Annotated in this window: 14 protein-coding genes; 7 read left to right on the plus strand and 7 right to left on the minus strand. The window is 38.3% G+C overall.

The annotated features are described in order from the left end of the window. Positions 1 to 7 precede the first annotated feature (7 nt). From LC419_RS19685 to LC419_RS19715, 7 genes are all read left to right on the plus strand, one after another. Entirely contained in the window at positions 8 to 937 is a 930-nt protein-coding gene (locus LC419_RS19685; protein ID WP_223608941.1) for a glycosyltransferase family 2 protein, read from the plus strand. Between the two features lie 47 nt (positions 938 to 984). Beyond that, the gene (gene asnB / locus LC419_RS19690) at positions 985 to 2,793 is read left to right on the plus strand and encodes an asparagine synthase (glutamine-hydrolyzing) (protein ID WP_223608942.1); all 1,809 of its coding nucleotides are present in this window, start codon (positions 985 to 987) and stop codon (positions 2,791 to 2,793) included. After that, complete coding sequence (locus tag LC419_RS19695) at positions 2,790 to 3,728, plus strand: glycosyltransferase family 2 protein (RefSeq protein ID WP_223608943.1); 939 nt, start codon at positions 2,790 to 2,792, stop codon at positions 3,726 to 3,728. The genes asnB and LC419_RS19695 overlap by 4 nt, the downstream gene beginning before the upstream one ends. Positions 3,729 to 3,730: 2 nt before the next feature. Continuing rightward, complete coding sequence (locus LC419_RS19700) at positions 3,731 to 4,675, plus strand: glycosyltransferase family 2 protein (RefSeq protein ID WP_223608944.1); 945 nt, start codon at positions 3,731 to 3,733, stop codon at positions 4,673 to 4,675. Next, positions 4,662 to 5,660 carry an acyltransferase gene (locus tag LC419_RS19705; protein WP_223608945.1) on the plus strand — a complete coding sequence of 333 codons (999 nt, stop codon included), beginning with the start codon at positions 4,662 to 4,664 and terminating at the stop codon, positions 5,658 to 5,660. Before LC419_RS19700 ends, LC419_RS19705 begins: the two co-directional genes overlap by 14 nt. Positions 5,661 to 5,708: 48 nt before the next feature. Further along, entirely contained in the window at positions 5,709 to 6,653 is a 945-nt protein-coding gene (locus LC419_RS19710; RefSeq protein WP_223608946.1) for a glycosyltransferase family 2 protein, read from the plus strand. Positions 6,654 to 6,743: 90 nt separating this feature from the next. Continuing rightward, the gene (locus LC419_RS19715) at positions 6,744 to 7,685 is read left to right on the plus strand and encodes a glycosyltransferase family 2 protein (protein WP_223608947.1); all 942 of its coding nucleotides are present in this window, start codon (positions 6,744 to 6,746) and stop codon (positions 7,683 to 7,685) included. Here LC419_RS19715 and LC419_RS19720 read toward each other — a convergent pair. The 7 genes from LC419_RS19720 to LC419_RS19750 form a co-directional block, all read right to left on the minus strand. Next, positions 7,677 to 8,600, minus strand: a complete 924-nt coding sequence (locus tag LC419_RS19720; RefSeq protein ID WP_223608948.1) for a hypothetical protein — start codon at positions 8,598 to 8,600, stop codon at positions 7,677 to 7,679. The genes LC419_RS19715 and LC419_RS19720 overlap by 9 nt on opposite strands. Position 8,601: 1 nt before the next feature. Next, positions 8,602 to 10,014 carry an MBOAT family protein gene (locus tag LC419_RS19725; protein WP_223608949.1) on the minus strand — a complete coding sequence of 471 codons (1,413 nt, stop codon included), beginning with the start codon at positions 10,012 to 10,014 and terminating at the stop codon, positions 8,602 to 8,604. 2 nt (positions 10,015 to 10,016) lie between these two features. Then, the gene (locus tag LC419_RS19730; RefSeq protein WP_223608950.1) at positions 10,017 to 10,397 is read right to left on the minus strand and encodes a VOC family protein; all 381 of its coding nucleotides are present in this window, start codon (positions 10,395 to 10,397) and stop codon (positions 10,017 to 10,019) included. After that, complete coding sequence (locus LC419_RS19735; protein WP_223608951.1) at positions 10,397 to 10,636, minus strand: acyl carrier protein; 240 nt, start codon at positions 10,634 to 10,636, stop codon at positions 10,397 to 10,399. The genes LC419_RS19730 and LC419_RS19735 overlap by 1 nt, the downstream gene beginning before the upstream one ends. 5 nt (positions 10,637 to 10,641) lie before the next feature. Continuing rightward, a complete protein-coding gene (locus LC419_RS19740; protein ID WP_223608952.1) occupies positions 10,642 to 11,547 on the minus strand; it encodes a bifunctional 2-polyprenyl-6-hydroxyphenol methylase/3-demethylubiquinol 3-O-methyltransferase UbiG in 906 nt (301 codons plus the stop codon). Then, positions 11,544 to 13,271 carry an HAD family hydrolase gene (locus tag LC419_RS19745; protein WP_223608953.1) on the minus strand — a complete coding sequence of 576 codons (1,728 nt, stop codon included), beginning with the start codon at positions 13,269 to 13,271 and terminating at the stop codon, positions 11,544 to 11,546. The genes LC419_RS19740 and LC419_RS19745 overlap by 4 nt, the downstream gene beginning before the upstream one ends. A gap of 167 nt (positions 13,272 to 13,438) precedes the next feature. Then, complete coding sequence (locus LC419_RS19750; protein ID WP_223608954.1) at positions 13,439 to 14,467, minus strand: acyltransferase; 1,029 nt, start codon at positions 14,465 to 14,467, stop codon at positions 13,439 to 13,441. Between the last annotated feature and the right edge of the window lie 8 nt (positions 14,468 to 14,475).

Here is a 14,475-nt window from a genome sequence, read left to right on the forward strand (position 1 = left end):
TGCGTGTATGAAAATACCTGAGATCTATATCATCATCGTCACCTACAATGCCATGAAATGGGCAGAACGCTGCTTTACGAGCCTGAGAAAATCTTCGGTTCCCGTGAAATGTATTGTGGTAGATAACGGATCTGTGGATAGCACTCAGGAATATATCAGAAATAATTTCCCTGAAGTAGATTTTACCCAATCCGAAACCAATCTGGGTTTTGGGAAAGCCAATAATATAGGCATTGAAAAAGCATACAAAAACGGAGCAGATTTTTTTTATCTGATGAATCAGGACGCATGGCTGTATGAAGACAGCATGGAAAAAATGCTGGAAGTATATCAGAATCATCCCCGTCAGGAAGAAGTGGGAATCATAAGCCCCATCCATATAGACGGAACAGAAAAATACATGGATATTTTCCTGGATCAGTATATTGCTAAGAACTACGAAAAGACCAGAATGATCTCAGATCTTTATTTTCAGACCCTGAAACCCTGGTATGAGATTCATTTTATCAATGCCGCACACTGGCTTCTCCCGAGAAAGACAATAGAATCTGTAGGCGGCTTCAATCCCTATTTTTTCCATTATGGAGAAGATGACGAATATGTCAACAGGGTGCATTTTCACAACATGAAAGTGATTCTGGTTCCGGGAAGTAAAGTGGTGCACGACGGTGTTCAACTACTTCATAAAATAGATTTTACAAAGTTTGAAGATGTAAGAATAGAGATCAATGCTATGAATCCCAACCTTCCCAATGGTCTTCAGCTTGAAAAAAGATCTCTCCAGCAGAGTATGTTTAAAAATATCATCACCGGAAACTTTGACACCTATAAAAAGCTGTCGAAAAAGTATAAGAAAATCTCGTCAGACAGTGCAAAATTAAGCAGTTTCAGAAATCAGGTGATGCAGAAAGGTCCGGCTTTTCTTAATCTGTCGTAAATTAGCCTGAACATAAACGAAAAATAAATGATGAAAAATAGAATATTATGTGTGGAATAGCAGGAATCATAAGCAGTAATGCCAGAAACTATCAGGAGGAAATACGGAAAATGACGGATTCTATGATACACCGCGGCCCGGACTCTTCGCATTATGAATTTTATGACCATGCGGCTTTGGGCCACCGCAGGCTTTCCATTATCGATCTTTCCGAAAATGGAAAACAGCCCATGTTCTCAAGTACCAAAAATGAGTGTATTGTCCTCAACGGTGAGATCTACGGCTATCTGGATATTAAGAAAAAATATGGGGAATATCCTTTTCATGGAGGTTCAGACACAGAAGTTATCCTGGCTATGTACCAGAGAAAAAAGGAAAACCTCATCCATGATCTTCCGGGAATGTTCGCTTTCGCCATCTGGGATGACCAGCAACAGCAACTGTTCTGCGCCAGAGACAGATTTGGGGAAAAACCCTTCTACTACGCGATAGGAAACAATAATGAATTTATTTTCGCATCAGAAATCAAAGCTATTTTAGCCTCCGGATTAATACAGCCTAAAGTAAGTTCTGAAGCCCTCTCCCACTATCTTCAATATGGATATGTAAGCACTTATCAGAGTATTTACAGTAATATTTTCACCCTTCCTCCTGCTCACCAGCTGATCTGGAAAGATGGAAAAATTACGGTTTCCCGTTACTACAGCCTTCCCGCAAAAGACAGAACGTTAAGTCTCTCTGACGCTAAAGAAGAATTTCAATATCTGCTGAAAAGTGCGGTAAAAAAACAGCTTATTGCCGATGTACAGGTAGGAAGTTTCCTGAGTGGAGGCCTGGATTCTTCATCGATAGTCGCTATGGTAGATGAATTTCTGCCTCATCAGACCACCATCAGCTTTGGATATGACCATAAAGACAATGAGCTGAAATATGCCAAAGAAATTGCCGAGAAATACCATACCAACCATATAGAAGTTCACGAAAAAAAAGAAGACCTTGTTGCCTCTCTGCTGAAAATCTCCCCGTTTTTTGATGAACCTTTTGCTGATGCCTCATTTATCCCGCATTATGAGATCTGTAAATACGCCCGACAAAATCTTACGGTCGTATTATCAGGAGATGTTGGAGATGAACTTTTCGGCGGATATCATTTCTATACCGTTGAAAATAAATTAAAAAAGCATTTCAGCTATAAAAATATAGTGGCCCAGTTTGGTCTGAATCTGTATCAAAAAATAAGACCAACGTCTTATCTGACGCAGAAAAACTTAGAACATTCATCCATCCTGGATTTCCACCTGAACGAAGTGAGAAATGCATTTAACAAAAAAGAGCGCAATCTCCTCGGCGTTAAAGCCAATTATCTTCAGGATTACAGTTTTACCCCTGATCCCGATTCTCTTAATGACATTATGAGAGTGGATCTGGAAAACTATGTTCCCGCCAATATGATGGTAAAATCAGACAGAATGGCTATGGCCAATTCACTGGAAGTACGGACGCCTTTCCTGGATCTGGATTTTGCAGAATTCTGTATCCAGCTTCCTGATCAGCTTAAACTGGACGAGAAAAATGACAAAATCATTCTTCGTGAAGCCATGGGATCTTACTGGACGGAAACTATCAGACAACGTCATAAGCAGGGATTCGGATTAGGAGTGAAAAATTGGTTTGCAGAAGAAAACCTGATGAATCTTTCCAATGATCTGCTTCATAACTCCAATCATAAAGTGTTTAATTTCATTGATTATAAAGCCACCCAGCAGTTCCTGAATAAGGATGAAAAACACTGGAACCTGTTGCAGCTTGCCCTTTGGGCGGATAATATCAATCAGTCTTATAATATTCCGCAATGATTGAAATCTCTGTTATCATACCCGTTTACAACGCCGGTGATTTTCTTGAAAAAGCAGTTCATTCTGCTGCACAATTTGACGAAGTAAAAGAAATCATTCTCGCTGAAGACCGATCTACAGATAACTCCCTGGACATCTGCAGAAGACTGGCTAGGGAAATTCCTAAAGTCAAGCTGTTTCAGCACCCGAATGGTGAAAACCGCGGTGCCGGTGCCTCAAGAAATCTGGGGATCGAGAATGCAACCTCTGAGTTTATCGCATTTTTAGATGCTGATGACTACTACCTTTCCAATAGATTTGATGCAGAAAAAGAGCTTTTCACAGATCCGAAAATTGAAGGTGTTTTTGGTGCGATCGGTACAGAATATTTAACAGAAAAAGGGAAACAGGAATTCGAGTCTAAATTCAAGGAAATTTCTTTAAGTACAGTGGAATATCCGGCGGAAGGAGAAGAGGTTTTCCGGGGACTTTTAAGTTTAACACCTAAAACTTTCGGTACATCATTCCACCTGAATTCACTGACCGTGAGAAGAGATTCTCTGAAGCATAATAACATCCGTTTTAATGAATCTCTCCGTGTTCATCAGGATTCAGAACTGATCATCAGGCTGGCTTACCACTGTCACCTGAAAACCGGTGTTATCGATAAAGCTATTGCCATAAGAGGAATTCACGACGACAACAGAATTACAAAAATCATAAAATATACCCCACAGTATAACCAGAGACAACTGCTTTTCTGGAAATCTATGAATGACTGGGCTGTTTCTCAGCAAATCGCTCCGGAATACAGAAAGAGAATTTATTTAATTTATAAATCATTCGATCTGTCTTTGAAAAAGGGATTGGCAAAATATGGAAGCATTTTTCTTGAAATATTGAAAAATCCGGACTTATTAAAGACGAAATACCGCTTCACCTACTACAACAGATAACCATGGAAATCTCAGTAATTATTCCTGTATACAATGCGGAAAAGTATATTTCCAAAGCCGTGGAGTCCGCCCTGCAGCTGAAGGAAGTTAAGGAAGTGATCCTGATCGAGGACCAGTCTCCAGACAATTCGCTTTCAATATGCCAGGAACTTGCTCAGCAAAATGAAAGGGTAAAGCTTTTTCAGCATCCGGACAAAGGTAACCATGGCGCCGGAGCCAGCAGAAATCTGGGTCTTGAAAAAGCTTCAGGCATTTTCATTTCATTTCTGGATGCCGATGATTATTTTCTTCCCAACAGATTCCATGCGGAAAGACAACTTTTTAACGACCCCAGGGTAGAAGGTGTATTCAATGCCATCGGCACGGAATTTTTAACGAACAAAGGCAAAGAAGAGTTTCTATCCAACATCAATGATACTTATCTGCTGACCGTCAATTATCCCGCGGAAGGTCCTGAAGTTTTTAAAGGATTATTGGGCCAGACTCCAAAAACATTCGGCACGTTTTTTACACTGGATGCCCTTACCGTAAGAACATCCGCTCTTGAAAAAAGCGGTTTAAAATTTAACGAAGATTTACGGGTTCATCAGGATTCCGATTTTATTATCAAACTGGCCTATCACTGCTATTTAAAAGCCGGAATTATAGATGAAGCTGTTGCCATGAGGGGCATCCATGATGACAACAGGATCACCAAGATCAAAAAATATTCCCGGCAGTATAATCAGAGGCAGTTTCTTTTCTGGAATTCACTGTATCAGTGGGCTCAGGCCAATACAATGGACCATGATGCAAAACAACATATCAGTCTGCAAAAAAAAGCTTTTGAGCTTTCTTTAAAAAAAGGATTTCCCAAAGCAAAAACTCTTTTTGCCGCCATTCTAAAAAATCCCAACATTCTAAAAACCAAATACAGATTTACTTACACCCATCATGAAGCTCAATAATCTCCAAATATTAAGAGGCATATCCGCTTTGCTGGTGTGCTGTTTTCACTTCAGAGAATATATCAATTTTGAAGATCTTCCCCTTGGGGATATTCTGTTTAGAAAAGGGAGTATCGGGGTGAGCATTTTTTTTGTGATCAGCGGGTTTATCATGGCGTTTACCACTTTAAAAAAGGATTTCAGTATTAATACTTCAAAGGAAATCAAGTTGTTCTATAAACGAAGAATCATCAGGATTGTCCCCCTTTATTTTCTGCTTTCCGCAGGATGGATGGTGATTGGAGGAACGCTGATGTACTATTTTCATGGTGAAGGTTTAAAAAGATTTATCTATTCCGTTTTATTTCTTCCCCAAAAGGACACGTTCCCTGTACTCTACCTTGGCTGGTCTCTGAATTACGAGATGTTTTTTTACCTGATATTCGGCTTATCCCTGTTCTTCAAAAAAGGAAGATATATTTTTATTTCCCTATTCTTCATTGCCACTTATATAGCAGGCCTTTTATTTCCAACTGAAAATGCTTATCTGAAGATGGTTTCCAGTCACCTCAACTTATATTTTGTGGTGGGAATCCTGTTTGCCCTTTTACTGGACAAAATTTCTATCAGTAAAATCTGGGCTCTGATATTGTGTATCAGCAGTATTCTTTTATTTTCAGCATTCTTCTTTGATTTTATAGCCGTATCAGACAGTGTATTGGTATTATTTGTTGTATCTTTATTCGTGTTATCGTTTTTACTGTTGGACTACACGCTCCATTTCAAAGGGAACAGATTGCTTATCTTTTTAGGTGATATTTCCTATTCCCTGTATCTTTCACACCCCTTTGTAGAGCTGTTTTTCAGACGATTTAAGGTAGAAGGATATCTCAATATCCCATATTTTGTATTAAAATTGATTATTGTCATCGGCGTTGCCGCATTTTTATATTATTTTGTAGAGAAAAAAATAACTGAATATTTAAAGCTTAAATTAAAAGCATAGCATAAAGTAATATCCCTAAAAACACAAATATTATTTTAACTGTTCCCAATGAAAGTATCAGTAATTATTCCCGTATACAATGCGGAGAAATTTGTGTCTCATGCTGTAGAATCGGCGCTTCAGTTTGATGAAGTTGCTGAAGTCATCCTGATTGAAGACCAATCTCCGGACAACGCACTGCAGGTATGTCAGCAACTGGCTGAAAAATATGAAAGAGTTAAGCTTTATCAACATCCGGACAAGGGCAATCATGGTGCTTCAAGCAGCAGAAATTTAGGTATAGGAAAAGCTACCGGAGATTTCATCGCTTTTTTAGATGCTGATGACTACTACCTTCCCAACCGCTTTGATGCGGAAAAAAAACTTTTCAAAAATCCTGAAGTGGAAGGTGTTTACGGTGCACTTGGTGTACACTATTATTCTGAAAAAGCCAGGGAACAATATTACAGGATATTCAGGGACAGGCTGACTACCGTTTACAAGAAGCATCATCCGAGAGATCTGTTTTTCGGGCAGATTCATATGCTGGGAACATTCGGTCTTTTCAGCATTGATACTCTGACCCTACGCAGGGAACCTTTAATGAAAAAAATGGATGTGCTTTTCAAAGGCCATTTAAGACTTCATGAAGATACAGAGTTCCTTTTCCGCCTGTCATATTATCTCGATCTGTATCCCGGAAGCATTGATAAAGCCGTTGCGATACGGGGCGTACACGAACATAACAGAATAACAAAAGTGGATACCCGCGTCATAGATCCGGCTATCTCCAGAGCTTTGTTATGGAATGAAATCTATCAGTGGGCCCAGACAGAAGGTACGGTTCCTGAAAAGGCAGTTACTCACATCAAAAGAATGCACCGCAGTTTTGAAATAGCCAAAGCTCCCCGATTAAAAAAATGGGGAATGGTGGTAAAATACCTGCTCACGGATTACAGAAGTATCCGGTCCGGATTGTACAATATTAATTTTAAACGTTCATTAATTTCTTAACATAATAAAATTTCCGTAACAGCGTGAAATTAAAACACCTATAACGTTTTATACTTCATTATCTTTGTGGTTGCTTATTTTAGTACAAAAATGAAAATCTCAGTAATTATTCCCGTTTACAATGCTGAAGAATTTGTTTCTCAGGCCGTCGAATCCGCATTACAATTTGATGAAGTGCATGAAGTGATTCTGGTAGAGGATCAATCTCCTGACAATGCTCTGCAGGTATGTGAACAGCTTGCAGAAAAGCATGGCAGGGTGCGTCTTTATCAGCATCCGGACAAAGGCAACCACGGAGCGGGTCCCAGCAGAAATCTGGGAATAGAAAAATCTACGGGAGATTTCATTGCTTTCCTTGATGCTGATGACTATTTTCTTCCCAACCGTTTCGATGCAGAAAATGAACTTTTTAAAAATCCTGATGTAGAAGGTGTCTACGGCGCTCTTGGAGTACATTACTATACTGAAAAAGCTAAAGAACAGTATTATCCGTTGTTTGAAGATAAGCTTGCCACGGTTTACAAAAGACACAGCCCGAAAGATGTTTTTCTCGGCCAGATTCATATGTTGGGAAGCTTTGGCCTTTTCAGCATTGATGCTCTTACCATCCGTAAGGAACCGATGATGAAAAAAATGGAGGTCTTATTCCGAACGACTTTAAGGCTTCACCAGGACACTGATTTTCTTTTCCGCCTCTCTTTCTACCTTGATCTTTATCCGGGAATTCTGGACGAAGCTATAGCGGTAAGGGGTGTACATGAAAATAACCGCATCACCCTGGTAGATTCAAAGAAAATAAACCCGGCAAGCACAAGGGTTATTTTATGGAAAGAAGTTGAAAACTGGGCCGCGGGTGAAAAAGAAATGCCGGACCATGTCAAACAGCACATCAGCAGAATGCACCGCAGTTTTCAGATTGCTAATGCATCCACAGTCAATAAATGGGGAATGATCCTGAAATATCTGGTAACCGATTACAAAAGCATCCGTTCAGGACTTTATAACATTAATTTCAGAGACCGTTTATTTTAATTGTCTCCGGTCTGCTTGAATAGAATCTGCGATCTGAGCAGTAAGAACCTTGCTGGATTCTTTGTACATATGGTTTCCGTCTGTATAAACAAAATCATCACAGCGTCCGGAAAAGTCGTAAAATTTAATATTCCTTTTTCTGGAGAGATCTCTCATCAGTCCGCTAAATTCCGGGAACCTTTTGTTTTCAAGATTCATAATATTTTGAGTAGCAGGAATCCGAACCAGATATACGGTTCCTTTAGGCTGTAAATAGTCTATGATCTCATTGAGTGCTTTCATCCGAAACTCAGACAGCTTGTAATTATTCAGCATAAGTTGATATTCCTGGGTTTTCTTAGCTATTCTGGCGTTTACAGAATCTTTATTCATATCAACAGTTACTTCCATCCACCCGTCTTTATGAAGGAATGATTTGGACCTTACTACCGCTTCCCTGTCAAGGTATATTCTAAACCAGCTCTTATTTAAATTTTTAAGAAGGTATTCATAGTTGGGAGACATGTTATAAAAATACATGTTTTTAAACGGGGAATTCTCTTCAGGATAGTCTGCTTTTGTGAGTACATCATTTTTCAACGATAGGTTCCATGGATTGATGGTGATAATAAAAATTCCTTTTTTTGTATTAGGGTCCAGTTTTCTTTTCAAAGCCTTGAGATAGATCTCGCCATAAGGAGACTGGGCAATATTCAGTGAAAAATTGTCAAAGGGAGTTGAAAGTTTATCTTTCAAAACTTCAGGCACAATTCCCTGCACACTTCTGGAGTCTCCTAAAATAATATTCTTCGGTTTTTCCACCGCAAAGTGCATATAGTTATCATCCGTATTACCGTCTGCATAAGAAGCCAGAAGCATTAGCACAGCAATAATCCCGATGATATAGAATGATATTTTAAATAAAAACTTTCCCATATTAAAACTGTTCGTAAATAAAGCTACCGTTGGAAAATATCCCGTAATACATGATCAGGAAGATCAGAAAAACATACATTGCTCTTCTTGCCAAAGGATTCAACCTTTTGATATCAAGCCCGTGTTCCTGGTCTTTGTTGATCCAGTCAATTAAAATAACGATGGCTATTAGCCCTAAAATTTTAATTTTAATAAATTGTGGAATCGAAAATAGCGATAAGCTGAAGATCTTTCCATACATTCCAAAAGCCTCCTTTAGATTGGGAGCTACAAATAAAATTAAAGCAAACCAAACCAAAGTCATGGTATACAGAATATTGCCTAATTCTTTGAATGTCGGGATGGTTTTGGATAATTTTTTCTTTTTATTAATCTGATTATTAACGACCAATGGAATATAATATAATCCTTGTAGTGCGCCATAACAGATAAATGTCCAGTTGGCACCATGCCAGAAACCTATAATGACAAAATTGAGGAATACGGCGAGTAGCAATCCCTTTTTATCATAATCACGGAAAGCAATGACCAAAGGGGTAAAAACATATTCCGTAAGCCATGAGGTCAGAGAAATATGCCATTTTCTCCAGTAGTCAGCGATATTCTGGGCAAAAAGAGGAAAAGCAAAATTCTTGGTCGTTTTGAAACCTAAAAGTTTGGCAATACCTACGGCCATATCCGAATATCCTGAAAAATCAGCATACATCTGGAAAAGGAAAAGTATGGCTCCAAAAGCAACCGTACTTCCTGAAAGATGTTCGTAATTGGCAAAAATATTCTGAGTTATAGGAGCAATGCTGTTGGAAACTACTAATTTTTTAAAGGCTCCGAATAAAATCTGTCTTGCGGCATCCGAGCCATTCTCTAATGTGAAAACTCTTTCTTTTTTAAGTTGAGGAAGCAGTAACCCGCCTTTATCAATAGGTCCGGAGGTCATGCTTGGAAAAAAAGAAATGTAATTAAAGAACGCCAAAGCATCGGTCTCAGCGTTAAGCTTATTATTCTTGATATCAATCAGATAGCTTATCATTCTGAACGTATAAAAACTGATCCCCAGCGGCAAAATGATTTTTAATGTCAGATCATTTTCAATTCCAAACAGATCGGTAAAAGATTCAATAAAGAAATTGAAATACTTAAAATACAACAATGTTCCAACAGAAAAAATTAAACCAAGATTGACCCAAAGCTTTGTCTTAGGTCCTTTTTTAGCAATTTTTAATCCCAGAAAATAAACGACAGCAGAACTTCCTATCAAAAGTGTGAGAAATCTCCAGTCCCAATACGCATAAAAGACATAGCTTGCCAGCAGCAGAAATATATTTTGTGCTTTAAGATTTTTCCCTAAAACCCACCAATAAATGGCAAAAAAAAGTGAGAAGAAAAGCACAAATATTAAAGAGGTAAACTGCATCGTCAGTGACTGTTTAAAAGTTCAACAATTCCATAAGAAAGCATTAAAAAAGCTACCTTTCTGTTATTGAAAAGTATAGCTTCTTTAGGCGGCGAGATCAGCATTCCTCCTTTTTCCGTAAGGTCCTCTATCGTGGCTTCAATATCTTCCACTTCATAACAGATGTGGTAATATGAAATTCTTTTTTTTAAAAGATTTTCCACCGGTTTTCCGGAAACCAGCTCAATATTAAGACCGTCTTCAACCGTAATCATGCATAATTCTGCTTCCTGTTTCGGGTCAAAAACAACGGGCGTTTCTTCTATGATCGTATGTAGCTTTCTTATATTCTGGAGTTCTGCCTGTAAATCCTTACAGGCAACTCCTATGTGGTGAAACTTCATTACAGCTTTGCAGCAACAGAGTCTGCCATTTCTCCTACATTATTCCAGGTCTGGATCTCAGAAGAAGTGAAACGAATTCCAAAAGCTCTTTCCACTGCTACAATGAGTTGGATATGAGAAAGTGAATCCCATTCTTCCACATCATTTGCTGTAGTCCCAGCGGTTAAAGTGATTTCTTCATTGTCTAATTCTTCGCGGAAAATTTCTGACAGTTTTGATAAAATTTCGTTCTTATTCATAGTGCTTAAATATTTTTTATTTTTAAAAATGATGCATACATCGTTGCAATCTTTCTTTTTTCTGCTTTTTCAAGATCGACATCTTCGCTTACGAAATAACTTTCATTCACGATCTCCAAACCTGCTTCATCGATCAGATCCCTGATTTCCTGAATGGTGTTAAAAAGATAGATATGATCCATTGAAGGTGCATTGGTAGGCGTTGTAATAAAGATCGTTCCTTCCGGTTTTATTAAGTCCTTGATTTTCTTTAATAACGATAAAGGATCTTCCACATGTTCTAAAACCTCACCCATCGTAATAAAATCTTTCTTTTCATCATCATGATAATCGAATACATTTTTAAGATGATAAAGAACTTTATCGCTTTTTATAAGGCTCTTGGTAAGCTCCAGTGAAGACTCACTGATATCCAGGGCTTCAAAAGTACAGTCGTTCCCAATTTTTTCCATTGCAGCCTCAAAATACAAACCGTGTCCGGCCCCGATTTCAAGATACGTTTTTACAGGGGTATACTTTTGAATATTATTTTTAAAATACTGATAAACAGAATAATGATGTTTCCAAAGAAACTGTGAAAGCAATAGACCGTGCATATGAGAAACCATCACATCAGGATTGTTGTACATCGCTTTGTTCACATCATCGAATGAAGTGTTTCTGTATTTTCCTGTTCTCACGAAATCCAGCATTTCTTCATTAAAATCACCAATCATTTTAAGATAATAATTGATGGAATCATCAAACGTGAGGTTTTGTTTTTCAAGAATTCCTTTATACTTATTGATAAAAACAGTATAATCGGATATGTAATTTTCTTCCTCTTTCAGTAAAGAAAAATTCTTTTGAAGCTTTTTACCATGAATGGTATTTTTAGCCGCAATTTCTTCAATGAGTTGTTCTATTTTCATAAGTTAGGATGTATAAAAACCTCTTTAGTTTGATAGTCATTTACGTTTAAAATCCATTGACCTTCCTTCGCTGAAAACCCCAGTCTTTCATAATGATCTTTCACCATCTGGTTTTTGACGGTCGGGAGATATTCTCCAACTACATATTGATAGCCATTCTTTCTCGCTGTTTCTACGATGGTGTTCAGGGTAAAATCCTCCATTCCTCTTTTCAGCACCCGGCAGCTCATCAGCCAGGTATCGATAAACAGGGTTTCAGGGTTTTCCTTTTCCAGAACGATCACGCAGATCAGTCCGTTGTCTCCATATTTATCTTTAAGGGTGAATGAGAGGGTATAATGGTCATCTGAATGGATTAGATGGTCTACATCCTGTTCTGTATATCTTACCGTCCTCAGGTTAAACTGGTTGGAACGCTGCGTCAGCTGGGAAACTCTTGGCTTTGAAAAATTATCGAATGCTTTTACATCAGAGGTCATATTCATGCTTTTCAGAAAGTCTTCCACATTGGTAAAACTGTCCAGATCCACCGCTCTTTGTGCTTCTACCTGATACTGTTTGGTTCTTTCGGCATCATTTTCTGAGAAACTCGCCGTTTCGAAAAGATTCAGACCATATAAATACTCGAGATATCCTGCCGGATCTTCCGGTAATTCAGGAACGCAAACCTCAGGAAGGTTTTCCCTTACAATATTTCTTTCAAACGGGTTGTCATCCAGAAAAACCATAGAATCAAAGCCAATATTCAGGATGCTCTGGATCTTTCTGATATTATCCGCTTTGTTATCCCAATTGGCAACGAAAACGGCAATATCATCCAGTTTAAGCACCATATCCGGATGTTTTTCGAAAGGTTCTTTGGCTTTATCTTCATCATTCTTGCTGCACACTGCAAGGATCACACCTCTTCTCTGAAGGGCCTTAATCCAATACTGAAACTCAGTAAATGCTTTTCCAATTCCCAGACTTCCGATCTGTATTTTTTCCAGTCCGTCATCCCCGATGATTCCGCCCCAGGTGGTGTTGTCCAGATCCAGGATCAGGCATTTCTTAAATTTCCCTTCCAGTGAAGAAATAATTCCGGTGATATGATGCGCTACAATGGGCAGTGCGTCCAGTGAAAGCACCATTTCAGTGTTCACATAAATGCTGGGTGAGAACAGAAAGTCCCGTCCCCATTTATTCTGAATCGAAAGCAGATCTGCAATAAAGAAATTATTGTGATGAATAGCAATCTGCGCAGACAACAGGTAATTAAGCTTATTCAGCTGAAAAATAAAGGAAGATTCTACTTTACCGGCAAAGTTTCCAAAAACCTGGTTGTCTATTCCCGGAAAATTACAGTAGATCACCCTGCTTTTGGTTCTGCTCTGAATCGTGCGGTACAGATCCTCAATATAAGAGATCTTATGTTCCGCGAAAGCAGTTTGTGAATCGTATGATTTATAATATTGACTTAATAATTTATGGGTAGATTCGAAGATGATGGTATAATCTGCATTAAACTCATAATATTCTGAGGAAGGATCTAAGATCTGTCTTGAAATTTGCCCAAAATCTGCCTCGAAAATTTCAAATTCAAAGCCTTCATTCATAGCAGTTCCTCTCAAAGCTACATTGAGAAACTGTGTGGCAGTGTCGCCCAGTAATGCAATTTTGATCTTCTTAAGCTGAGGAATTTCTCTGCGGAGTTCTTTTTTCAGTTCCGAAAACGTTTTGTACATAAACTCTTTTATGGTATTACAATATGAATGTACCGGCTCCCAAATTCTGTCTGTTGTTTATAGTGAGTTTACAGGCTTTCCGAAATCCGGAATTTTCACTGTACATATAGGTAGTGGGAATGTTTGTCATTTTTTCTTTGTGTTGTTTGGTTACAAAAATAAAGATTTTATCTGATATTTACTTTTTTAAGATAATCTCTGAGCGGTTTTTCGATAAATTGATAAAACCCCATCGAAGTAATGATCAAAACGACCAGATAAATCCAGAATACACTGTTGATATCCAGCTTATAATTCTGCGCTTTAATAATTTCTCTCAGGATATAAAGCACAGGAATATGGGTAATATACACTGCATAGCTCGCTTCGCCCAGATATTCCAGCGGTTTTAATGAAAACAGCCGGGTCACCAACCCGTTATTCCATGAAAGTAAAATAATAAGCGGAATAAAAAGTACTGCCATCAGCCCGTTGTGATAAAAAAGTGGAACAAAGATCAGGGCCAGCATAATGGTTGCAAAGATCGCAATCACAGGAATATCATAATTTTTCTGCTTAAAACGCTTCACAAAAAACAGTCCGGCAAGGTTTCCTACTAAAAATTCACTGACATGCATCAGCGGAAAGTAATACAGAAACTCATGACTTTCGGTGTGCGGTCCTTTATAAGAAGGAGAACCCACATACAGATGCGAAAATACCTGAGTCAGAATCCACAAAACAATACCTACTACCCAGATGCTTTTATTCTTTTTGGAATAGAAATAATTATAAAGCACCGGAAAAATCAGATAAAACAGAAATTCCACGGAAATAGACCACCCCGGAAAATTTAAGATCATCGCTTTGCCCGGAATCCAGCTCTGCAGGCCGAACAGATACAGAAACCCTTTACCAATACTGAAATTTGAATATCTGGTCACCAGATAAAGCAGCAGTCCCAGTACATAGAGCGGATAGATGCGTGCAAATCGATTTCTATAATACTCAAGATAACCGATTTTTTCTTTCTTGTGATAAGCCACGATCATGATAAATCCCGATAGGATAAAAAAATAGCTCACCCCTACATTTGCTTTCAAAAAGATATCTGCGATATAGTCTGTTTTATAGACGAACATATCTTTGTTAAAATGAGAAATAACAATAGCGATGGCTGCAAGAAATCGGGTAAAGGTAATCTGGTTGATCTTCATTCATCAAA

Source organism: Chryseobacterium sp. OSA05B, from assembly GCF_019970065.1.
Lineage (GTDB): Bacteria > Bacteroidota > Bacteroidia > Flavobacteriales > Weeksellaceae > Chryseobacterium.